The organism is Pseudomonas sp. NPDC087346 (assembly GCF_044744235.1).
In the GTDB taxonomy this organism is placed as follows: domain Bacteria; phylum Pseudomonadota; class Gammaproteobacteria; order Pseudomonadales; family Pseudomonadaceae; genus Aquipseudomonas.
This window is the reverse complement of record NZ_JBIUXX010000002.1, coordinates 153,174-175,507: the sequence shown is the minus strand read 5'-3', so window position 1 is coordinate 175,507 and position 22,334 is coordinate 153,174. Positions and strand designations below refer to the sequence as shown.

Genomic DNA, 22,334 nt, shown 5'->3' with positions numbered 1-22,334 from the left:
TGTGGGAGCTGGCTTGCCAGCGAAAGCGGTATATCAACCAACAAAGATTCTGAATGTACCGACGCCATCGCGGGCAAGCCCGGCTCCCACAGGTTTTGTGGTGTAACCACAAAATCCAGCCACGCCCCGGACACTGTAGGAGTGAGCTTGCCAGCGAAAGCGGTGTGTCAGCCAACCAATATGCTGAATGTACCGACGCCATCGCGGGCAAGCCCGGCTCCCACAGGTTTTGTGGCGTAACCACAAAATTGAGCCACACCCCGAACATTGTAGGAGTGAGCCTGCTCGCGATAGCGGTGTGTCAGCCAACCAATATTTTGAATTTACCGACGCATCGCGAGCAGGCTCACTCCCACAGGTTTTGCGGCGTAACCACTAAATTCAGCCACGCCCCCGACATTGTGGGAGCTGGCTTGCCAGCGAAAGCGGTGTGTCAGACAGCAGAGGTTCAACATGTGTCGATGCCTTCGCGAGTATGCTCACTGCCACAATTTGTGAGCTGTCGATCAGGGAATCCCAATGCTTATTGTGTTCAGCGGTCTGCCAGGCACCGGCAAGACGACAATCGCGAGAACCCTCGCGACCCGTTTGAATGCCACTTGGCTACGCATAGATACCATCGAACAAGCCATCCGCAACGCTGGCGTTCTGGCTCGGGATGTTGGCCGCGGCGGCTACCTCGTTGCCAATGAACTCGCGCTGAACAATTTGCGCCCCGGGCACATCGTCATAATCGATTGCGTCAATCCGGTATCAGAGAGCCGACAAGCCTGGAGCGACATCGCCGCCCGCACAGGCACCATCCTGTTAAACCTCGAAGTGATTTGCTCGGATGTAACAGAACATCGGCGACGCGTAGAACAGCGACAAGCTGATATAGCGGGACTCACTCCACCGACCTGGCAATCTGTCCTCGACCATGAATACGAACCGTGGGACCCTGCCCCGCTAACACTCGACACCGCGATTCTGTCTGTTGATCAGGCGCTGGAAATCATCATGCTCAACATTGCGTCAACCAATGAGTAAGACAACAGCGCGCCAACTGCAGTCATGCGCCCTGCTCTGCCTACTCTCGGCCACTCTGGCACTGACCGCCGGATGCTCAAGCAAACGCTATTCAGCCGCAGGCTCAAACTGTTACGCAAAAGCAGTCCCCACCTCCGGCGAAGGCGGACTTGCCTGGGGCGATACCTTGAGCATGGCGCGGAAAAAATCGATGGATAATTGCATGCGTTATGCCAGTCGCTCCGGAGGCACACCGAATACCTGTCAGGTTGTGTTGGCGCAGTGCAAGCGTTAGCAGGTCGCCAACAACTCACTGATCCATCGTGCCTGCTGCTCGGTGTCTTGCAGTTTTGCCTCAGGCACTGCCTGCCTCGCCCGGGCTAAACTGCTCAAGGTTTTCTGCTTCTCGCGCAGCAAACGCTGCCACTTGGCCAGAAACTCGGGGCTGCGCGCCTGCATCTGCAACGGGCCGAAGTACAGCTCTTCGGCGGTGTAGGTCACCGGCCCGGCCCGCTCGGCGACGATGATTTCGTAATCAAAACGGTTCTCCCGCAGCAGCTCTTCGCAGAGGATGCAGTAACCATTCTCCATCAGCCATTGCCGTAGCGGTTGCTCGCCACCGTTGGGTTGCAGAATCAGCCGCTCGTGGCCGCTGAGACGGCTTTTGCCGTGTTCAAGGATGTCGCGAATGGTCTCGCCGCCCATGCCGCAGATGCTGATCGCAGTGATCCCGTCATCCGGTACAATCGCCGCCAAGCCACTGGCCAGACGCACAGTGATCTGCTGCTCAAGATCATTCTCACGCACAGTGCGCTCAGCCGCACGGAACGGCGTCATCGCCACCTCGCCCGCCACCGCCGCCGCAATCGCGCCACGACGCATCAACGCCACCGGCAAATAGCCGTGATCCGAGCCGATATCCGCCAGCCGCGCCCCTGACGGCACATGCGCAGCCACACGCTCCAGGCGCCTCGATAATGTGTGTTGGTTCAACTGCTGCCCCTTTTCACCACAAACGTCCGGCACCTTTGGCCGGATCGGGGCGCGACTCTGGCGAGCAACGGCGTGGATGTCAAATTCCGGCGACCGGAGCCCTGCGCCGATTTGGCGGTCGCTGCCATCTTCCTCTTACCCGCGCCCAGCTCATTGAAGTAGTTTTCGTTAGATCGGTAATCGCCAGCCAAAATGGCTCACTAGCCAAATTCACAGCAACCCAGCACACTCGGCGCCTGCACGCACAGCCATACAAAACATCATCAAGGATTATGAATGTCGCTGATCACGCAACGTGTCGAGATGGCCCGCAAAGGCGCCAATGATAAAGTCATCTGCCGCATGGCATCAGGCTGGGCGGTCATGGGCGATGTGCAGTTTCTGCCGGGATACTGCCTGTTGCTGCCCGACCCGGTGGTCCCGAGCCTGAACGATCTGGATGCCGAAGCCAGAGCCACCTACCTGCTCGACATGGCACGCATCGGCGATGCGGTGTTGCAGGCGACCGATGCTCTGCGCATGAATTATGAAATTCTCGGCAATTCAGAACCTGAATTGCATTGCCACATCTTTCCTCGATACGCCACGGAACCTGATGAGAAACGCAGGATGCCTGCGTGGTTCTATGACTGGAAAAATGCGCCGCTTTACGACGAAGAAAAGCACGGTGATTTGCGCAAGCGAATCGCCGGGTTGTTGCAGGATACCGGCGCATAGATTTGCCCCCCTTGAATCCACATATTGATAGCAGCCCACTTCACGGAAGACAAAAACAATGAAAATCAGCCTCGGCGCCCTGCTGCTCATCTGCATTGCCAGCAGCGCACTGGCCGATACCAACGCTGTCGGTTTCAAGACCTCGACGCTGGCGAACTCCGACCGCCCGTTGGAAATGGTCGTCTGGTATCCCACCGCTAGCACCGCCAAACCAGAAGTGATCGGCGACAACCCGATCTTCGCCAGCGCTTTGGCCGTAAGCAATGCGCCGCCAGCATCCGGTGCTCATCCGCTAGTGGTGATTTCCCACGGATACCGGGGCAACTGGAGCAACCAGACATGGCTGGCCAGCGCACTCGCGCATCAGGGTTACATCGTCGCAGCGGTCAATCATCCCGGCAGCACCACCCATGATCGCAGCCCGCAAACGGCCGCGCAGTTGTGGCTGCGGCCCGCTGACATCAGCCGCGCGATTGATGCGGTGTTGGCTCAACCGGGACAATTCGGCGCAGTCGAGAAAGATCGAATCGCCGTCGCCGGTCACTCGCTTGGTGGCTGGACCGCTCTGGAAATTGCCGGCTCTCGTTTCGACACCGAGCGCTTTGCCAAGGACTGTGCTTCTCACCTGAAACTGGCCAGTTGCAACGTCTATAAAACGATGAACCCCGCCAGCGTCCCGGATGCGAACGCGCAGTTGGCCGCCGACTTGAGCGATAAACGCGTCACCGCCATCGTTTCACTGGATCTGGGCCTGTCACGCGGCATGACCGATGCCAGCCTCGCGGCGCTGCCTGTGCCGACACTGGTGATTGCAGCCGGAGTGCCGTCCGAAGATCTTCCCGCTCAATTGGAGTCTGCGGACCTGGTCAAACGCTTGCCGCCAGCTTCGACGCGCTACGTCGAAATCGCCGACGCCAGCCATTTCAGCTTCGTGTCGATCTGCAAACCCGGCGCGCAAGCCATGCTCGAAGAAGATGTGGCGGGCGACGGGATTATTTGTACTGACGGCGATGGCAAACGCTCGCGGGAGCAGATCCAGCAGCAGGTTACAGACTTGATCACCGGATTTCTGAAGGGCTAACACGGTCTGGTGAGCCAAGTAAAACTACTGGCCAGTGCTCGTATGCGCCAGATTAGGCTGTGGCGAGTACGAGCGACTGTTGCGGCCGAATCGCAGCTCACTGTATCTGCTGCCAGCCCATGACAACCGGATAGCATGGCGCTGCTCCTCTCTCAAGGAAGTAGCGCCATGCCGGATGCCAGCAATCTTTATTTGTTCATCGTCGCCGCTTTACTGTTGCTGATTGTGCCGGGGCCTAACATGGCGATCGTCACCAGTCATGCGCTGGCCCATGGATGGCGTGCCGGGTTCGCCGCCGCATTGGGAATCACCTTGGCTGACGTGCTGATGACCCTCATGGTCAGCGCAGGACTTGGCGCGTTGGTGATGAGTTGGGCGCCCGCGTTCGACATACTGCGCTGGGCCGGGGCCTGTTATTTGCTGTGGCTCGCGTGGCAGGCGCTGAAGACCACACCAGCGGACACTGATGCGCCACCGGTACAAGCTTCTTTACGCAAGGTCTTTGCTCAAGCCACGATCAACAGTCTGCTGAATCCCAAGGCCCTGCTGTTCTTCATGGTGTTTTTGCCGCAGTTCGTCACCGTCGGTGCCGGCAGCATTACCTTGCAACTGATGTTCCTGGGGTCGTTGTTGGCGCTGATCGCGCTGATCTTTCATGCCCTGCTTGGATTTTGCGCCGGGCGCCTGCATGGGCGCTTGCGTGACGGCATCATCTCCAAACGCCTTGGGGCCTATGCCTTTGCAGCGGTGATGGCCGCGCTGGCCGCACGCTTGCTGTTGCTCAATAGACCAAACTGATTAATGAGCCATGCTCATAAGACCATGCAGCAACCCCCGTATTGTTGAGCTAACGCCAGCAATATAGGGTTATGGCATTGCCTTACGAGCCCTGAATCCATGAAAAACCCAACCCAAGTCATCGTCGTCATCGGCCCTGGCTCAATCGGTCAGGCCATCGCCCGCCGCGTCAGCACCGGCAAGCACGTGGTGCTGGCGGATCTGAAGCAGGAAAACGCCGACGCTGCTGCGAAGGTCTTGTTTGATGCCGGATTCGAAGTGACGGCGACGGTCGTCGACATCGCCTCTCGCGAATCAGTACAGGCGCTGGTGCGGACAGCAACGGCCATCGGCGAGATCACCGGAGTGATCCACGCTGCCGGTGTGTCTCCTTCTCAAGCGCCGGTCGCGACCATTTTGCGGGTCGATCTATATGGCACAGCGGTGGTGCTGGAAGAGTTCGGCGAGGTCATTACCAAGGGCGGTTCGGCGGTAGTGATCGCCTCGCAATCCGGGCATCGTTTGCCTGCGTTGAGTGCCGAACAAAACCACGCGTTGGCCACCACCCCCGCAGACGAGTTGCTGGCGCTGCCGATGCTGCAAGCCGATCAGGTTACCGACCCGTTGCATGCCTACCAGATTTCCAAACGCGGCAATTCGTTGCGAGTCATGGCTGAAGCCGTGCGTTGGGGCAAGCGTGGAGCGCGGGTCAACACCATCAGCCCGGGAATCATTTTCACGCCGCTGGCGCGAGATGAATTGAGCGGCCCGCGTGGCGAAGGTTACCGCCGAATGATTGAGCTGAGCGCAGCCGGACGCGGTGGCACGCCGGACGAAGTGGGAGCTGTCGGCGCATTACTGATGGGCCCCGAGGGCACGTTTATTACCGGCAGCGATTTCTTGATGGACGGAGGCGTTACAGCGGCGTACTGGTACGGCGATCTGACGCCCCGCTAGATTTGGGCTGTACTTTCGATCCGAAGCAACCTGTGGTGAGAGCCTTCGCGCTCACCACAAGCGATCAATCAGCGTGCCGCCGCTTTTGCCCGCGCCGAATGCAGCTTTTTATAGCTGTCGATCAGGCGCAAATGACGGTCGAGCCCTTCCAGTTGCATGTTGGTCGGCGTCAGTCCGTAGAAGCGTACGCTGCCATCCACCGAGCCAATCGCCGCGTCCATCCGCTCGTTGCCGAACATCCGGCGGAAGTTGGCTTCGTAGTCGGCCAGGTGCAGATCGTCGTCCAGTTCCATCTCCAGCACCACGTTCAGCGCTTGATAGAACAAGCCGCGCTCGACGGTGTTGTCGTTGTACTGGAGGAACGCTTCAACCAGATCCTTGGCCTGATCGAACTTCTTCAGAGAGACGTAGATCAGCAGTTTCAGTTCGAGGATCGTCAACTTGCCCCACGGCGTGTTGTCGTCGAACTCGATGCCGATCAGCGTGGTGATGTCGGTGTAGTCGTCCAGCTCGCTGTCTTCCAGACCTTTGGCCAGGTTTCTCAGGCCGACCTTGCTCAGGTTGTGCAGGTTGAGGATGTCAGCGCGGAAGGCCAGCGCCTTGTTGGTGTTGTCCCAGATCAGATCGTCGACCGGATAGATCTCCGAATAGTCCGGCACCAGGATACGACAGGCCGTTGCGCCCAGATCGTCGTAGACCGCCATGTACACTTCTTTGCCCATGTCTTCGAGGATGCCGAACAGCGTCGCGGCCTCGTCGGCATTCGAGTCTTCACCTTGACCGGAGAAGTCCCACTCGACGAATTCGAAATCGGCTGTGGCACTGAAGAAGCGCCACGACACCACACCGCTGGAGTCGATGAAGTGCTCGACGAAGTTGTTCGGCTCGGTCACGGCCTGCCCCGAGAAAGTCGGTTGCGGCAAGTCGTTGAGGCCTTCGAAACTGCGGCCCTGCAACAGCTCGGTCAGGCTGCGTTCCAGCGCCACTTCAAAGCTTGGGTGCGCGCCGAACGAGGCAAAAACACCGCCGGTACGCGGGTTCATCAAGGTCACGCACATCACCGGGAATTCACCGCCCAGCGACGCATCCTTGACCAGCACCGGGAAGCCCTGCTCTTCCAGCCCCTTGATGCCGGCCAGAATGCTCGGGTATTTCTCCAGCACTTCCTGCGGCACGTCCGGCAGTGCCATTTCACCTTCGAGAATCTCGCGCTTGACCGCGCGCTCGAAGATTTCCGACAGGCACTGCACCTGTGCTTCAACCAGCGTGTTGCCGGCGCTCATGCCGTTGCTCAGGTACAGGTTTTCGATCAGGTTCGACGGGAAATACACCACTTCGCCATCGGACTGACGCACAAACGGCAGCGAGCAGATGCCACGCTTGGTGTTGCCGGAGTTGGTGTCGTACAGATGCGAGCCGCGCAGTTCGCCATCGTGGTTGAAAATCTTCAGGCAGTATTCGTCGAGGATTTCTTCCGGCAACGCGTCTTTCGGGCCCGGCTGGAACCAGCGCTCGTTCGGGTAATGCACGAACTCGGCGTTGGCGATGTCCTCGCCCCAGAACTGATCGTTGTAGAAGAAGTTGCAGTTCAGCCGCTCGATGAACTCGCCCAGCGCCGAGGCCAGCGCGCCTTCTTTGGTCGCGCCCTTGCCGTTGGTGAAGCACATCGGCGAATGCGCATCGCGGATATGCAGTGACCACACGTTAGGCACGATATTGCGCCACGAGGCGATTTCGATCTTCATGCCCAGGTCGGCGAGAATCCCCGACATGTTGGCGATGGTTTGCTCCAGCGGCAGATCCTTGCCGGCGATGAAAGTGCCGCCCTCGGACGTCGAAGCAGGCATCAACAAGGCTTGAGCATCGGCGTCGAGGTTCTCGACTTCCTCGATCACGAACTCCGGGCCGGTCTGCACGACTTTCTTCACGGTGCAACGGTCAATGGAGCGCAGGATGCCTTGGCGATCCTTGGCGGAGATGTCCGCTGGCAGCTCGACCTGAATCTTGAAGATCTGGTTGTAGCGGTTTTCCGGATCGACAATGTTGTTCTGCGAAAGGCGAATGTTTTCGGTCGGGATGTTGCGGGTTTCGCAGTACAGCTTCACAAAGTAAGCCGCGCACAAGGCCGACGACGCCAGGAAGTAGTCGAACGGCCCCGGTGCCGAGCCATCGCCCTTGTAGCGGATAGGCTGATCGGCGATCACCGTGAAGTCGTCGAACTTGGCTTCAAGTCGAAGGTTGTCGAGAAAGTTGACCTTGATTTCCATGCGGGTTTACCAGAGAGCAAAAACGAATTGGCCGCCATTATCCGGGTTTTCCGGCTGATGTCCTGTGCTTTTGCGTAATGCCCGCTGGGCGGGGTTTGCCAGCCGAACGACAAAAATGCCGCGAGCAGTGAATTATTTCGTGTCTTCTTGTATCTGAACGGAAAGAGCCCATGCCACCAAAACAGTGGCATCGAATCCGATCAGCTATGAGTAACCCGCATGAAATCTCGCAAGAACAGCGTCAACCCCATTGGATTGAAGGACATAACCATTGTCGACGACGCCAAGATGCGCAAGGCGATTACCGCCGCCGCACTGGGCAATGCCATGGAATGGTTCGACTTTGGCGTCTACGGTTTTGTCGCCTACGCGCTCGGCAAGATTTTCTTCCCCGGTGCCGATCCCAGCGTGCAAATGATTGCGGCACTGGCGACCTTCTCCGTGCCATTCCTGATTCGTCCGCTGGGTGGATTGTTTTTCGGTGCACTGGGCGATAAGTACGGGCGGCAGAAAGTCCTCGCCGCGACCATCGTGATCATGTCGCTCAGCACCTTCGCCATCGGCCTGATCCCCTCCTACGACTCGATTGGCATCTGGGCGCCGATCCTGTTGTTGTTGGCGAAAATGGCCCAGGGCTTCTCGGTCGGTGGCGAATACACCGGCGCTTCAATCTTCGTCGCCGAATATGCGCCTGACCGCAAACGCGGCTTCTTGGGGAGTTGGCTGGATTTCGGCTCGATTGCCGGTTTCGTTCTCGGTGCCGGTGTAGTGGTGATGATTTCCAGCATCATCGGTGAAGAAAAATTCCTCGAATGGGGCTGGCGCCTGCCGTTCTTCCTTGCCCTGCCGCTGGGCATGATCGGCCTCTACCTGCGTCACGCACTTGAAGAAACCCCGGCGTTTCAACAGCACGTCGAAAAACTCGAACAAGGCGACCGTGAAGGTCTCGCCGCTGGCCCGAAAGTGTCGTTCAAGGAAGTCGCGACCAAACACTGGCGCAGCCTGATGACCTGCGTCGGCGTGGTGGCGGTGACCAACGTCACCTATTACATGCTGCTCACTTACATGCCGAGCTACCTGTCACATAACCTGCATTACAGCGAAAACCGCGGCGTGCTAATCATCATCGCGATCATGGTCGGCATGCTGTTCGTGCAGCCGATGATCGGTTTTATCAGCGACAAGGTTGGACGGAAGCCCTTCATTATCATCGGCAGCATCGGCCTGTTCCTGTTCTCGATTCCAGCGTTCATGCTGATCAACAGCGGCAAGATCGGGCTGATTTTCTCCGGGTTGCTGATCATCGCGGTGCTGCTGAACTTCTTTATCGGTGTGATGGCTTCGACGCTGCCGGCGATGTTCCCTACGCACATTCGATACAGCGCACTCGCCGCGTCTTTCAACATCTCGGTGCTGATCGCCGGCCTGACACCAACTGCCGTGGCCTGGCTGGTGGAAAGCACCAACGACCTGTACATGCCGGCGTATTACCTGATGGTGATTGCCGTGGTGGGTCTGATCACTGGCGTGACCATGAAAGAGACTGCCAATAAACCACTGCGTGGCGCGGCGCCGGCGGCTTCTGACCTGGCGGAAGCCAAAGAATTGCTGCAAGAACATCACGACAATATCGAGCAGAAGATCGAAGACATCGACAAGGAAATCGCTGAACTCGAAGCCAAACGCCAGAACCTGGTGCAACAGCATCCACGGATCAACTGACAGCTGATTCGCAGCAGCCCTGCGCGGGGCTGCTGCGGTTTACAGCGTAAAGCCGTCGCTGATCATCTTCGCCAGCACCTGCCCCGCCTCGCTCAATTCCCCCGGTGCCTGTATCAACCGCAGTTCATGCGCGGGCAACTCGGGAAAGCCGTCATCGGCGCCCAATATCCTCATAAAGGGACGCACTTGAGCACGGTCGACAATGCCGATGGCCAATCCGGCGCCGATGGCCGTTTCCAGTGCTGAGGCCCCTGCGCTGGTGATCACCGCCCGCCAGCGTCGACCCTGCTCACTCAGCGCATCCACCGCCACGGTTCGATACGGGCAACCCTTGCCGTGCAGGGCCAGCGGCACCGGTTTGCCGATGTCTGGCATGTAGTTGTGCGCGGCGACCCACACCGGTTGGGTGAACCCGAGCAGATTGATGCAACGCGGCGATGGCGGCGCATCGGCTGGCATCACCAACAGCGCCATGTCCAGTTGTCCACGTTCAAGCCGTGCGCTCAATCGGCCACTCGCGGCGGTTTCGACTTCGAGTTCGATGTGCGGAAAGTCCGCAGATAAATGCGGCAGCGTGCAGCCCAGCACCGCGCCCGCGTACTCCTCGGAAATCCCCAATCTGATCCGCCCGCTGGCCAACGGCGAGCTGAAGCTCGACAGCATTTGGTCGTGATAACGCAGCAGCTCAGCGCTTTGTAACGCGAAGCGCCGGCCCAGTGGCGTGAGGGTCACGGTCTGGTTGTCACGTTCCAGCAAACGCCCGCCCGCCAAAGCCTCGAGACGGCGCACATGCAGGCTGATCGCCGACGGACTTTTGTTGAGAAAACTCGCCGCCGCGAGAAATTGTCCGAAGCGCACAATCGCCTGAAAGGTACGCAGCAGTTCGATATCAAGGGTTTCGGCCATGGTTGAGAAATCCTGCATCAGTGGTGCGAATCGTATCGTTTGAATGCATCAGACTTTGATTCATATCATCGAACTCAGTCCTTTGTCAGGTGCCATTCGATGAACGTCACGCAGACTCGCCTATCACTGTTGACCAGCGGATTGTTGCTGATGGCGATGGTCGTCAGCTGGAGTTCCGGTTTCATTGGCTATCGCTACGTGGCGGATCAGGGCAGCGTTTATCTGGCTTCGTTGTGGCGTTTCATTCTGGCGGCAGCGCTGTTACTGCCGTTTGCCTGGAATGGTTTGCGCCAGTTGCGCGGTCGGGATGTCGCGCATCAAGCGCTGCTGGGATTGTTCGCGATTGGCGGTTACATCGGGCCGATTGCCGGCTCGATTCAACTGGGTATTGCGCCGGGCACAGCGTCACTCTTTGCCAACCTGTTGCCGCTAACGATTGTGGTACTCGCCGGCAGCGTGCCCGGGCAACGTACACGGGGCTGGCAATGGCTGGGATTGGCGTTGTGTCTGGGCGGGATGCTGATCGCCAGCGCGGCCAGCGTCGAATGGGCGTCCGCTGGCCTCTGGGTTTACAGCTTGCCGTTGTTTGCCGTGCTGTCATTGGCGGCGGCCACGTTGTACGAAAAGGCGCGGCCCGGTGCCTCGATGCCCGCTGCGACAGCGCTGTTGATTCAGGTTTGTGCGGTGATTCCGCTGTTCGCCGTGCTGGCGGCTGTTGAAGGGCAGATGCGCCCGCCGAGCAGTGCCGGTTTTGTTGGCGGTGTGCTGTGGCTAGTGGTCTTCGCGACCTTCGGTGGTTATGGATTCTATTGGCTGTGTCTGCAACGGTTCAGCATTCAGCACATTAGCGGCGCATTGTTCCTGACGCCGCCAGTGACGCTGTTGTGGGCGTGGTTGCAGTTTGGTGATCCGCTGAGCGTCAGCGCCATTGTTGGTGTCGGCTTGACGCTATTGGGGTTGCCATTGCTCACACGCAAAGCAGCTTCAACCAGAACCAACGGCGCAGATTTTCACGAAAAAGATCTTTTGAGCAAACGCCCTTCTGTGGTGTCCTGTTCAACAGGAACCCGAGAATTTCGATAACGGTTCAAGCACTCTCGACACATTAACGATGAGGTCCGTTTCATGAGCAAAGCGTCCTACGTCCCTCCGAAAGTCTGGAAAAACACCGCGCCATCCGGCGGTCAGTTCGCCAGCATCAACCGCCCGACTGCCGGGCCGACTCATGACAAGACACTGCCAGTCGGCAAGCATCCGCTGCAGCTGTATTCGCTGGCCACGCCCAATGGCGTCAAAGTCACCATTCTGCTGGAAGAGTTGCTGGCGCTGGGGCATTCGGCTGCCGAGTACGATGCATGGCTGATCCGCATCAACGAGGGCGATCAGTTCTCCAGCGGTTTCGTCGAGATCAATCCGAACTCGAAGATTCCGGCGTTGCTCGACCACAGCGCAGAGCCGCCGATTCGGGTGTTCGAATCAGGTTCGATCCTGCTGTATCTGGCGGAAAAGTTCGGCGCATTCCTGCCCAAGGATTTGGCAGGACGCACGGAAACGTTGAACTGGCTGTTCTGGCAAATGGGCGCAGCGCCTTATCTGGGCGGTGGCTTCGGACATTTCTACGCCTATGCACCGGAGAAGCTCGAATACCCGATCAACCGCTTCACCATGGAAGCCAAGCGCCAACTCGACGTGCTAGATCGACGCCTCGGCGAAAGCCGTTATCTGGCCGGCGACAGCTATACCATCGCCGACATCGCAGTCTGGCCATGGTACGGGCAACTGGTGCGCAACAATGTTTACTCGGCAGCGGAGTTCCTAGATGCCGGGCAATACAAGCACCTGCAACGCTGGGCAGAGGACATCGCCAATCGTCCTGCGGTGATTCGTGGCCTGCGGGTCAATCGCACGTGGGGCGATGAAGCGAGCCAGGTTGCCGAGCGGCACGACGCAGCAGACCTGGCTTAAGAAGCGCGGCCGCCCGGAAATCAATTTCGAGCGGCTGCATCATTCCGATTGGACTTTTTCGCATCATCAGGCGTCGTACCTTGAGACTGCAACGTGGTTTCCCGAAACCCGGATAGCCGGCCTCGGCCAAGGACTGATGATGACTTTTCTGATTTTTCTTCTCGCTTGCGGCGCCGCCGCAACCACCGGCGTTATTTTCAAACCCGGTGATTGGTACCAATCCCTCAACAAACCGAACTTCACCCCGCCCAACTGGGCGTTCCCGGTCGCGTGGACGACTATCTACCTGCTGCTTGCCTGGGCCGGGTATCGCTTGACCTTATTGCCCGGCAGCGAAATGCTGCTGGCATTGTGGGCGGCGCAGATTGCGCTCAACACATTGTGGACACCGGTATTTTTTGGCGCACATCGTTTGTTCGCCAGTATGGTAATCCTCGCGTTGCTCTGGCTGGTTGTCGCGGTGATGGTGGTCATGGCCTTGCGTCTTGATGTGCTGACCGGGTTTATTCTGCTGCCGTATCTTCTGTGGCTGTCTGTCGCCGCCGCGCTGAATTTTTCAATCCTGCGCAATAACCGCTGATCTTCAACAGCCTGCCGGACATGAGAGTAAGTATTGGAAACCAACAAGCTTGAGTTTTCCGAGCCAGAACTGGAAGAAATGCGCCGCTTCAACAAGAAGCTGGCGTGGCTGCCGCGTTTTCGTATCCGCAATCGCATCACGCCCCGTTTGATCCAGGCCTTGTTGCGCACCAGTCAGATTGTCGGTGCCAAAAGACTGCTCAAGCATGGGCTTGAGGCTGAAAGCACGGTTGTCAGCGCAGATGGTTTTTCGGTGCCCGTGCGGATCATCCGACCACAAGGAAAACCCGCAGGCGTTGTGCTTGATTTCCACGGCGGTGGCTGGGTGATCGGCAATGCGCAGATGGACGACGACCTTAATGCGGCCATGGTCAACACGTGCAATGTAGCGGTGGTTTCGGTCGATTATCGGCTGGCCGTCAATACGCCGGTTGAAGGTCTGATGGAAGATTGCCTATGCGCCGCTCGCTGGCTGTTGGGTTGCGAAGAGTTTGCGGACTTGCCGGTTATCGTCGTGGGTGAATCTGCCGGAGGGCATCTTGCGGCGGCGACCTTATTGGCGCTGAAACACTGGCCCGATTTGCTGCAACGGGTAAGCGGTACGGTCTTGTATTACGGCGTCTATGACTTGACGGGAACTGCGAGCGTGCGTGCAGCGACGTCTGAAACTCTACTATTGGACGGCCCCGGTATGGTTGAGGCGTTTCGCCTGTTGACGCCGAACATGGGCGATCAACAACGCCAGCAAGCACCGTTATCACCGCTCTATGGCGACTTTAGCGGCTTGCCGCCTGCGTTGTTGTTTGCCGGGGAGCTGGACCCGTTGCGAGACGACACGCTAGACATCGCCAGGCGCTGGGCAGAATCTGCAGCGGTTGAGGTGCACCTTCTGCCCTGCTCTGCGCACGGGTTCATTCATTTTCCGACCGCTATGGCGGACCATGTTCTGGCGTACAGCCGAGCGTGGATTTCGAAACGGATTACGGGGTAAATCTGCCTTTACTGAGGATCGAACCAATCAGTCTTTGCCATCTGAATGTTGCGCAAGCTCAAAGTCTCCAGGTGAGATGCGTAGAGCGGTTCCGAGAAATAACTGATCAGAACTGAGCGCCGACGCGAGCCGACCAGATTCAAACTACCCGCATGCACCAGATCGACATCGAACACCAGAATGTCACCGGCGTGGCCTGAAAGCTGAACGACTCGGGACTCGTCACTGAAGTCGGATGCTGGCTCTCGGTGACTACCGGGGACAATGCGAGTCGCGCCATTCTCGGGTCCGTAATCGTCGAAAAAAGCCAGGGCATTAACGATGTCGCCGGGCCGTTGCGCCGACAGGTCACGATGCAATTGTTGATAACCGCCACCTTTAAGCGGTTCGCGCCCCTCCACTTGCGATAGAAAAAATCGCTCCCCGATCAACTCGCCCACCACCGCCAGCATCTTCGGCAGACGACATACAGCCCTGACCGTTGAATCACTGTCCAACTGCGAATGACGCCAGTCCATGCCCCGTGGCACCGGCCATTGATCCGACGGTATTACGCCGACCTCAAACGCGGTGCGAAGCTCATCCAGCCAATCAGCCGGAATCGCTCGACGCAGCAATGCGTATCCATTTCGATGGAGTTGTTCGCAGTCATCCATTGCTTTCCTCAAGTTCCTTGCGACCAAACACCCAGCGTAGCTGTTGGAAAACCAATAGCGATCAGGGAGCGATGAACCAATGCAGAATTTCCGGCTTGCACAATACATATGGATAACCGTATATTCGGATTTCCATATGTAAGGTATTCGACATGATCACTCCCCCCGAAGTTTTCAAAAGCCTGGCCGACGAAACCCGCACTCGCGCTACGTTGCTGATCGCCGATCAAGGCGAACTGTGTGTCTGCGAGCTGATGTGTGCGCTCGAAGACAGCCAGCCGAAAATCAGCCGACACCTCGCCCAGTTGCGCAGCAGCGGTCTGTTACTGGATCGCCGTCATGGCCAGTGGGTTTATTACCGTCTCAACCCTGATCTGCCCGACTGGGTTCACGAAATCCTGCAAGTGACGTCGAAGGCCAACGTCGATTGGCTCAAGGACAACGCCGCTCGCCTGCAGAACATGGATGGTCGCCCTGTCCGCGAAGCCGCCTGCTGCTGAACCCTGATTGAGTGAGTCCTCATGCTTGTCGCTGTTGCTGTTTTCATCTTCACCCTCATTCTTGTCATCTGGCAGCCCAAAGGCCTTGGCGTCGGTTGGAGCGCCACGCTCGGCGCACTGATTGCGCTGGCAGTCGGTGCCGTTTCGCTGCAAGACATCCCCACGGTATGGGCCATCGTCTGGAACGCGACCGCCACCTTCATCGCGGTGATCATTATCAGTTTGCTGCTGGATGAAGCCGGATTCTTCGAATGGGCCGCCCTGCATGTGGCGCGTTGGGCCAAGGGTAGTGGCTATAGATTATTCGCGTTTTGCGTATTGCTCGGGGCAGCGGTTTCTGCGGTGTTTGCCAATGACGGCGCGGCGTTGATCCTCACGCCTATCGTCATGTCCATGCTGCTGGCGCTGCGTTTTTCACCCGCTGCCACGCTGGCCTTTGTCATGGCCGCCGGGTTCATCGCTGACACCGCGAGCCTGCCGCTGGTGGTATCCAATCTGGTGAATATCGTGTCCGCCGACTACTTCGCACTGGGTTTCAGCGAGTACGCATCGGTAATGGTGCCGGTAGGTCTGGTCAGCGTGGCCGCGACTTTGCTGGTGTTGTTTCTGTATTTCCGACGGGACCTGCCGCAACGCTACGCGCTGGATGCGCTGCAAGAGCCCAAAGCGGCGATTCGTGACCGCGCCACCTTTATCGTCGGTGGCTGGACGTTGCTGATATTGCTGGTGGGCTTGTTCGCATTGGAGCCGCTGGGCATTCCCGTCAGTGCAGTGGCGGCAGTTTGCGCGGCCATCCTGTTTGCCGTCGCCGCCAGGGGCCAGAAGATTTCGACTCGACGGGTGCTGCGTGAAGCGCCGTGGCAGATCGTGGTGTTCTCGCTCGGCATGTACCTGGTGGTGTATGGCTTGAAGAACGCCGGTTTGACCGATTGGCTCGCCGGGGTACTCAATCACTTGGCCGAACAAGGGCTCTGGACCGCCACCCTCGGCACCGGCCTGCTATCGGCGTTGCTGTCATCGGTGATGAACAACATGCCCAGCGTGCTGATCGGCGCACTGTCGATTCAGGCCAGCGATGCGCAAGGCCTGGTTCGCGAAGCGATGATCTACGCCAACATCATCGGCTGCGACCTCGGCCCGAAAATCACCCCCATCGGCAGCCTCGCCACGCTGCTCTGGCTGCATGTGCTGGAGCGCAAAGGCATGCGCATCACCTGGGGTTATTACTTCAAGGTCGGCGCCCTGCTGACTCTCCCGGTTCTATTGATCACCCTCTCGGCGCTGGCCCTGCGCCTGAGCCTTTGATGTCCGCCCGATGCGGAAGGAGCAATTGATGCGAGTTCTGTTCATGTGCACGGCCAACAGTTGCCGCAGCATCCTTTCAGAAGCCCTGTTCAATCACTTGGCACCACAGGGTTTCGAAGCCGTCAGCTCTGGCAGCTTTCCCAAAGGACAGGTGTTGCCGCGCAGTCTGAGCACATTGCAGCAGGCCGGAATTTCGATTGACGGTTTGTACAGCAAAGGCAACGACGCCTTCGAAGGCAATCCGCCCGACATCGTGATCACCGTCTGCGACAAGGCTGCCGGTGAAATCTGCCCGGTGTATTTCGGCCCGGCATTGAAATCCCATTGGGGCCTGGAAGATCCGTCCGACGTGAGCGGTGACGAAGCGGCAATTGACGCGGCCTTCCACTCGACATTGGCGACTATCGAACAACGCTGCAAAGCCTTCCTCGCCCTGCCCTTTGCCCGACTCAGCCGTGATCAGCTCAAGCGCGAGCTTGATCGAATTGGCACTCTCTAATCGAAGGAGGACTTATGTCCGAACACCTGCCCAACCTTGACCCAAGCCTGTTTGAAGACATCCGCACGTCGAATCCGGGGGAGCACAAACCGCGCATCCTGTTGTTGTACGGATCAACCCGCGAACGCTCCTTCAGCCGTCTGCTGGTGGAGGAAGCCGCACGCCTGCTGGAACACTTCGGGGCTGAGGTGCGCATCTTCAATCCATCGGGTTTGCCGTTGCCGGACGATGTACCGGTCGAACATCCCAAGGTTCAGGAACTGCGCGATCTGGTGCTGTGGTCGGAAGGTCAGGTCTGGTGTTCGCCGGAACGCCATGGCGCGATGTCTGCCGTGTTCAAGGCGCAGATCGACTGGATTCCCCTGGAGCTTGGTGCGGTTCGCCCGACTCAGGGCAAAACCCTGGCGGTGATGCAGGTCTGCGGCGGCTCGCAGTCTTTCAACGTGGTCAATCAACTGCGGGTATTGGGGCGATGGATGCGTATGTTCACCATCCCCAATCAGTCCTCGGTGCCTAAGGCCTACATGGAATTCGACGATGCAGGCCGGATGAAACCGTCACCGTTCTACGACCGCGTTGTCGATGTAATGGAGGAACTGGTGAAGTTCACGGTATTGCTGCGTGACCGCCAGGAGTTTCTGGTGGACCGCTATTCGGAGCGCAAGGAAACTGCCGAGCAATTGATGAGTCGGGTGAATCAGCGCAAAATTTGAGCTCGGCATGTCGGTTGAAATCAACGATAGGAGAACCAGGACGGTGACCTCACGTAAATTGCCTGGACAAGACAGCGTACGTTTGTCCATGCTAAGTTTTTCCAAATCAATCAGTTAAAAAGAATCAAAACCATATGCTGACCTTTCACAAAGGAGAGATCCAAGGTTTGAAGGTCAAACCGCGTTTGCCGTACTCTCAATTGCAAATTCATTGCGAATTTAGAGGGTAAACCCGGTGGCGATCAACCATTGCGACAACGATTTGAGAGCCGACTTCGTAGAGGCGCTGCAGGAAATCTCGACGCTGATGTTTCTGGCATACGAACAACCTGGCCCGCAAACGGAGGACTATGCGCTAGCGCAGGCTGGCTTGGAGAATGGGCGTGAGATTGTTCTGGATTATGTAGATCACAACGAAGCTGAAGTAGCGTTCGAACACCTGCTATACATGGTGAACGACGCACCTCTGGTTGTTTCTGCGGAATGCGAAATGATTTTAGCTCGAATCGCAAAGACCTTGCAGATGCCAATTAGTGGCGCAATAGCCGCTGCCACTGGTGATGGCAACGTTGAGCAGGTGAAGTTACCTGACCGGCAATTATTGCGGACCTCCTTGCGTAGCTACGGCTCGGATCGAAACGGCAAAATAGCGGCATGGTTCGTGACGATGGTCATCGCGCTTGTATCGGCTGTTTATGCCTATAAGACATACAAGTTAACCCGTGATGGCAGCGACCCTGTCGCACAGACATGTGCAGCCGTAGTGGATGCACGATCTTCGTTTCTTGAGGTAGGTGCCGAAGCGATGAGCCGCACGGAGCCCGGAAGATCCAAGTCCAGGGATCAGCTGGAGCACGATTTGAGAAAACTCACTGAGTTCGCGAATCGTAGCGATGATCCGCAGATCAAGATGGCTGCTACAAACATTCGGATCTCGCTCGCAAGAGGGCTTAACCTCACCCCGGAGAACCCTGGGGATGACACTTGGAAGATGAAACTGTGCCTTATCGATAAATTTTTCGATGAGTCAGAGCTGATCGCCAGCAAATGCCGGGCGGAAGGTTTTCCTGCCACACCGAAACCCCAAGAGGGGGTCGATCTCGGCGCTATTCAATCGGTCTGTGAAAGTTTTTTTTCGAGCAAAATGTAATCGCCGAACTCACCTGTGCGCTCGCACAAGACACCCGGACTCGGAGCTTACGGTTTCAGCAGTGAAACGTCGCATTAACTCTGCTCCAATCGGCGCGCACGATAGCGCAACACCAATACCTCCAGGCTCCCTGAGCCCAGAACAATGGCCAGCAAAACCAGCAAAATCAGCCCCCAATCAGCGGTGCTTGGGTATTGGCGAAGGATCACCATCGAACTGAAAATGCCAAACACCGGAATCATTAGCGACAACGGTGCTACCCGCGAAATCGGGTATTCACGCAACAGCAGATTCCACCCCCAGTAGCTGAAGTGCGTGGCTGCGTAGACCTGGAAGGCGAGCGACAACAACGTCATCGCATTCAACTGCGAAGGCAGCGCGATGAAGGGGGCCGAGCCATGCATGCCCCACGTCAGCAACAGGAGCGGAATCGGAGGAAACAAGCTGGCCCACACCACAAAGGCGAAGATCTCACGCACCTTCGAAACTTTGATAATCACATTGCCGATGCTCCATGCCATTGCGCTGCCGATGACGAGCAATAAACCCGCCCTCGACGCATTGCCGGAGCTGCTCAGGACAAACCCCACCAGCCCCACGGCGGCCAGCAAGCTTGCAATCCATTGAGCCCGCCCCAGACGCTCGCCGAAGAAAAGCACACCCCAACCCAGCGTAAAAAATGCACTGCACTGGATCAGCAACGACGCCGTGCCCGGTGGCACTCCCCAGGCGATGCCCTGATTGATCAACGCCCACATGGCAACGCCAAAAATCAGCCCGTAGGCGGCCAGCCAGCGAAAAGCTACGCGTGGACGCTCGACGAAAAACACCCAGGGCAACGCCGCCAGCGCGAAACGCAATGCGGTCAACAACAGTGGATCGATGTCGGCGAGACCTAACTTGGTCACAGGGAAGTTCAATCCCCAGACAGCCGTCACCAGCACCGCGAGTAATAGATGTTTCTTCTGCATGCTCAGTCGTTCCCTCGCGCCGAGCCCAAATGCTCAAGCGTGAGGAAATATGCAATCAATCGCGATGGCCTGCTTTCAGTCACGGGCCAACTTTCATTAGAATCGGGCCATGCGAGAAATAAGCCTGCCACCCTACCAGAACACACCCCGCGACGCGGTCGTGACCACCATCGATTACGCGGACGGAACACTGTTTCCGCTGCATGACCATCCGCGAGGTCAGTTCGCTTATGCCGCCAGTGGGGTCATCACGGTGTTCACCGAGGCTGGCAATTGGGTCGTTCCACCTCAACGCGGCATATGGGTGCCGGCGCAACTGCCCCATTCGATGCAGATGCGCGGCGCGGTGACGTTGCACAACACCTATATCCGCAAACAGGCTGCCCGACGGCTCGGGCTGCCGGGGCAATGTCAGGTACTTGAAGTGTCACCGCTGTTGCGGCATTTGCTGCTCAAAGCCATCGACGTACCCACGCGATATTCCAGCCAGGGACGTGACGGCCATCTGATGGGGTTGTTGCTGCACGAGATTGCCGGCATGCCCGCGCTATCGCTGAATGCCCCATTGCCGGCAGAACCACGATTGGCGAAGGTGTGCTGCGATTTTTTGACCCAGCCTTCACTGGAAGTGGGTATCGACGAAATGGCTGTACGTGCAGGAATGAGTCGCCGTAGCTTTACCCGATATTTTCGATTGCATACCGGGGTCAGCTACATCGAATGGCGACAGCAAGCCTGTCTGCTTGAGGCGATTGTTCTGCTGGGCAAAGGTCAGTCGGTCACGCAGGTGGCGATGTCATTGGGTTACAGCAGTTCCAGCGCGTTCACCACGGTTTTCAAACAACGGCTGGGAGAAGTGCCCAGCCGCTACTTCGCAGAACAGCTGGTTTAGAGCGTCCGACGATCAAGCCGTCTGCCGGCGCATCGTCAAAATAGCCGCGCCGAAACCAATAAACGTCGTCCCCACTACCCGGCTCACCCAACGCGACAGCGACGGGCGAGTCAGCACGCCTTTAGCCCGCGAAGCCAGCGCCGCGTACAGCGTCAGCGACGACACCGACAACGCACAGAAGATCGAAGTCAGAATCAGAAATTGCGGCAGCAGCGCGCCGCTCTGATCGATGAACTGCGGAAACAATGCGGTGAAAAACATCGTCGCCTTGGGGTTGGTCACCGCCGTCAGAAACGCCGATTTGTAGAGCTTGCTGCGAGTGGGCCGGATCTTCTTCGAGCCGTCCTCAATGCCTTCAGCGAGCATCGGGCCTTTCTTGAACAACTGCTTCACGCCGAGATAGAACAGGTAACCGGCGCCGATGATTTTCACCGCGTTGAAAAGCAATTCAGAACTGGCCAGCAACGCGCCGAGCCCGAGCATGGCGGCGGCCGACAGGCAGAACAGACCGCTGGCATTGCCCAATGAAGACCACACCGCGCTGCGCTGTCCGTGGGCCAGGCTGTTGTTGATCGCCATTAAAGTCGCAGGGCCGGGGCTGGCGATGGCAATCGCGGCGACCAGGGTGAAAGCCAGAATCGAGTGAGAATCCATTTTCAGTGCTCGTGCAGGTGAGGTGCTGCATGTTACCCCAGAGCGTGTAACAACTGGCTAGGGCGCTCGCAATCAGCACTCATTCAGGCCTCCAAAAATCATTCCCTTGCATCAAGGCACTCACCCAATCGGTGAACGCCCTGACGCGAGCGGACAAATGCCTTGTATACGGATAGACCAATGAAAGGACAATTGGCTCTAATCGCCAATCTGGTAAAACCTCGGTCAATAGACCCTGATCAATAAGCGGTTGAGCTTCCGCACGCGGTACGAACGCGATTCCAAGTCCCGCAACCGTAGCCGCGGTATGGGCACCCCCATTGTTAAAGTACATCGATACCGGCACATCCAGGCTGAATGATTCTTTGCCCCGAAACATCTTCGGCAGGAACCGTCGATTGTTGCCCGGGAATTTGTAGCCCAGATTACGATGCTGGAATAAATCTTCGGGCGATGAAAGTTTTGCTGCGTCTATTAGATAGTCAGGAGAAGCACAGAGTGTCAGTTGAACTTGTCCGATAATCTTGCAAACCAGGTTTGGGTCCGATACAACACCGCCTCTGATCGAACAATCAATCCCTTCCTCTACTAAATCCACTACTCGATCGCTACAACCTATATCCAGATGTATGTTGGGGTAGTTCGCGGTAAATTCGCGAAGTGCCGGGACGACTAACAGCAAGCCAACTGCCGCCGGCATTTCAATGCGTACACGTCCATGCGCGGCACTGCGGCTCAACGAGACGGAAGCTTCAAGATCGTCAACATCTTCCAGGACGGTTCTGGCACGCAAATAGTATGCGGCCCCCTCGTTTGTGGGGGACACCTTCCTGGTGGTGCGGTGCAATAGCTTGATGCCCAGTAACAATTCCAACGCCTGGATTTGTCCCGAAACGGTGGTTTTTGCAAGGCCCAACGACTCAGCGGCTCCACCGAAGCTTCCTACTTCGACGATTCTGCAAAACGCTCGCATTGCTTCCAGTCGATCCAAAGCCATTGTCCGAGATCTCGTAAGATTAATCCGATTTTGG

24 protein-coding genes are annotated in these 22,334 nt (G+C 57.6%); 17 read left to right on the top strand and 7 right to left on the bottom strand.

Going from position 1 to position 22,334, the window contains the following annotated elements:
- Positions 1-519: 519 nt before the first annotated feature.
- Positions 520-1,029 (top strand): AAA family ATPase, encoded by a 510-nt coding sequence (locus tag ACIOZM_RS02095; RefSeq protein WP_401208952.1) that lies wholly within the window; start codon positions 520-522, stop codon positions 1,027-1,029.
- Positions 1,022-1,303, top strand: coding sequence for a hypothetical protein (locus ACIOZM_RS02090; protein ID WP_401208949.1), 282 nt, complete (start codon positions 1,022-1,024; stop codon positions 1,301-1,303). The genes ACIOZM_RS02095 and ACIOZM_RS02090 overlap by 8 nt, the downstream gene beginning before the upstream one ends.
- Here the strand turns inward: ACIOZM_RS02090 and ACIOZM_RS02085 are convergent.
- Positions 1,300-2,001 carry a tRNA (adenine(22)-N(1))-methyltransferase gene (locus ACIOZM_RS02085; protein WP_401208946.1) on the bottom strand — a complete coding sequence of 234 codons (702 nt, stop codon included), beginning with the start codon at positions 1,999-2,001 and terminating at the stop codon, positions 1,300-1,302. The two genes, ACIOZM_RS02090 and ACIOZM_RS02085, sit on opposite strands and share 4 nt — an antisense overlap.
- A 276-nt stretch (positions 2,002-2,277) precedes the next feature.
- Here ACIOZM_RS02085 and ACIOZM_RS02080 point away from each other — a divergent pair, with 276 nt between their 5' ends.
- The 4 genes from ACIOZM_RS02080 to ACIOZM_RS02065 all read left to right on the top strand — a co-directional run bounded on the left by ACIOZM_RS02080 (position 2,278) and on the right by ACIOZM_RS02065 (position 5,533).
- On the top strand, positions 2,278-2,718 hold the full coding sequence (locus ACIOZM_RS02080) for an HIT family protein (protein WP_401208944.1): 441 nt from the start codon (positions 2,278-2,280) through the stop codon (positions 2,716-2,718).
- A 58-nt stretch (positions 2,719-2,776) separates the two neighbouring features.
- Positions 2,777-3,799: an alpha/beta hydrolase family protein gene (locus ACIOZM_RS02075; RefSeq protein WP_401208941.1), complete on the top strand. Its 1,023-nt coding sequence runs from the start codon at positions 2,777-2,779 to the stop codon at positions 3,797-3,799.
- A gap of 168 nt (positions 3,800-3,967) precedes the next feature.
- Positions 3,968-4,597, top strand: coding sequence for a LysE family translocator (locus ACIOZM_RS02070; protein WP_401208938.1), 630 nt, complete (start codon positions 3,968-3,970; stop codon positions 4,595-4,597).
- A 99-nt stretch (positions 4,598-4,696) separates the two neighbouring features.
- Complete coding sequence (locus ACIOZM_RS02065; protein WP_401208935.1) at positions 4,697-5,533, top strand: SDR family oxidoreductase; 837 nt, start codon at positions 4,697-4,699, stop codon at positions 5,531-5,533.
- A gap of 68 nt (positions 5,534-5,601) precedes the next feature.
- Here the strand turns inward: ACIOZM_RS02065 and ACIOZM_RS02060 are convergent, their stop codons facing one another.
- On the bottom strand, positions 5,602-7,800 hold the full coding sequence (locus ACIOZM_RS02060) for an OsmC domain/YcaO domain-containing protein (protein WP_401208932.1): 2,199 nt from the start codon (positions 7,798-7,800) through the stop codon (positions 5,602-5,604).
- 219 nt (positions 7,801-8,019) lie between these two features.
- On the opposite strand from ACIOZM_RS02060, the gene proP reads away from it, so the two are divergent.
- Positions 8,020-9,522, top strand: coding sequence for a glycine betaine/L-proline transporter ProP (gene proP, locus ACIOZM_RS02055; RefSeq protein ID WP_401208929.1), 1,503 nt, complete (start codon positions 8,020-8,022; stop codon positions 9,520-9,522).
- 39 nt (positions 9,523-9,561) lie between these two features.
- Here proP and ACIOZM_RS02050 read toward each other — a convergent pair whose 3' ends face one another.
- Positions 9,562-10,428 (bottom strand): LysR substrate-binding domain-containing protein, encoded by an 867-nt coding sequence (locus ACIOZM_RS02050; RefSeq protein ID WP_401208927.1) that lies wholly within the window; start codon positions 10,426-10,428, stop codon positions 9,562-9,564.
- A gap of 99 nt (positions 10,429-10,527) precedes the next feature.
- Here ACIOZM_RS02050 and ACIOZM_RS02045 point away from each other — a divergent pair, with 99 nt between their 5' ends.
- The 4 genes from ACIOZM_RS02045 (at position 10,528) to ACIOZM_RS02030 (ending at position 13,963) form a co-directional block, all read left to right on the top strand.
- Positions 10,528-11,511, top strand: coding sequence for a DMT family transporter (locus ACIOZM_RS02045; RefSeq protein WP_401208924.1), 984 nt, complete (start codon positions 10,528-10,530; stop codon positions 11,509-11,511).
- Positions 11,512-11,553: 42 nt separating this feature from the next.
- Complete coding sequence (gene yghU, locus ACIOZM_RS02040; protein WP_401208922.1) at positions 11,554-12,393, top strand: glutathione-dependent disulfide-bond oxidoreductase; 840 nt, start codon at positions 11,554-11,556, stop codon at positions 12,391-12,393.
- Between the two features lie 139 nt (positions 12,394-12,532).
- Positions 12,533-12,973 (top strand): TspO/MBR family protein, encoded by a 441-nt coding sequence (locus ACIOZM_RS02035; RefSeq protein ID WP_401209253.1) that lies wholly within the window; start codon positions 12,533-12,535, stop codon positions 12,971-12,973.
- Between the two features lie 78 nt (positions 12,974-13,051).
- Positions 13,052-13,963 (top strand): alpha/beta hydrolase fold domain-containing protein, encoded by a 912-nt coding sequence (locus ACIOZM_RS02030; RefSeq protein WP_401209250.1) that lies wholly within the window; start codon positions 13,052-13,054, stop codon positions 13,961-13,963.
- An 8-nt stretch (positions 13,964-13,971) separates the two neighbouring features.
- Here ACIOZM_RS02030 and ACIOZM_RS02025 read toward each other — a convergent pair whose 3' ends face one another.
- The gene (locus tag ACIOZM_RS02025; RefSeq protein ID WP_401208919.1) at positions 13,972-14,619 is read right to left on the bottom strand and encodes a phytanoyl-CoA dioxygenase family protein; all 648 of its coding nucleotides are present in this window, start codon (positions 14,617-14,619) and stop codon (positions 13,972-13,974) included.
- A gap of 152 nt (positions 14,620-14,771) precedes the next feature.
- Between ACIOZM_RS02025 and ACIOZM_RS02020 the strand changes: the two genes are divergently transcribed.
- From ACIOZM_RS02020 to ACIOZM_RS02000, 5 genes are all read left to right on the top strand, one after another.
- Positions 14,772-15,119 (top strand): metalloregulator ArsR/SmtB family transcription factor, encoded by a 348-nt coding sequence (locus ACIOZM_RS02020; protein ID WP_401208917.1) that lies wholly within the window; start codon positions 14,772-14,774, stop codon positions 15,117-15,119.
- 21 nt (positions 15,120-15,140) lie between these two features.
- Positions 15,141-16,424 (top strand): arsenic transporter, encoded by a 1,284-nt coding sequence (locus ACIOZM_RS02015; protein ID WP_401208914.1) that lies wholly within the window; start codon positions 15,141-15,143, stop codon positions 16,422-16,424.
- Positions 16,425-16,452: 28 nt separating this feature from the next.
- The gene (locus tag ACIOZM_RS02010) at positions 16,453-16,923 is read left to right on the top strand and encodes an arsenate reductase ArsC (RefSeq protein ID WP_401208912.1); all 471 of its coding nucleotides are present in this window, start codon (positions 16,453-16,455) and stop codon (positions 16,921-16,923) included.
- Positions 16,924-16,937: 14 nt separating this feature from the next.
- The gene (gene arsH / locus ACIOZM_RS02005) at positions 16,938-17,636 is read left to right on the top strand and encodes an arsenical resistance protein ArsH (RefSeq protein WP_401208911.1); all 699 of its coding nucleotides are present in this window, start codon (positions 16,938-16,940) and stop codon (positions 17,634-17,636) included.
- 235 nt (positions 17,637-17,871) lie between these two features.
- Complete coding sequence (locus tag ACIOZM_RS02000; RefSeq protein ID WP_401208908.1) at positions 17,872-18,786, top strand: hypothetical protein; 915 nt, start codon at positions 17,872-17,874, stop codon at positions 18,784-18,786.
- Positions 18,787-18,860: 74 nt separating this feature from the next.
- Here the strand turns inward: ACIOZM_RS02000 and ACIOZM_RS01995 are convergent, their stop codons facing one another.
- Positions 18,861-19,757, bottom strand: a complete 897-nt coding sequence (locus ACIOZM_RS01995; RefSeq protein WP_401208906.1) for an EamA family transporter — start codon at positions 19,755-19,757, stop codon at positions 18,861-18,863.
- A gap of 109 nt (positions 19,758-19,866) precedes the next feature.
- Here ACIOZM_RS01995 and ACIOZM_RS01990 point away from each other — a divergent pair, with 109 nt between their 5' ends.
- Positions 19,867-20,649, top strand: coding sequence for an AraC family transcriptional regulator (locus ACIOZM_RS01990; RefSeq protein ID WP_401208904.1), 783 nt, complete (start codon positions 19,867-19,869; stop codon positions 20,647-20,649).
- Between the two features lie 12 nt (positions 20,650-20,661).
- Here the strand turns inward: ACIOZM_RS01990 and ACIOZM_RS01985 are convergent, their stop codons facing one another.
- A complete protein-coding gene (locus ACIOZM_RS01985; RefSeq protein WP_401208902.1) occupies positions 20,662-21,303 on the bottom strand; it encodes a LysE family translocator in 642 nt (213 codons plus the stop codon).
- Between the two features lie 79 nt (positions 21,304-21,382).
- Positions 21,383-22,300 carry a LysR substrate-binding domain-containing protein gene (locus ACIOZM_RS01980; protein ID WP_401208900.1) on the bottom strand — a complete coding sequence of 306 codons (918 nt, stop codon included), beginning with the start codon at positions 22,298-22,300 and terminating at the stop codon, positions 21,383-21,385.
- Between the last annotated feature and the right edge of the window lie 34 nt (positions 22,301-22,334).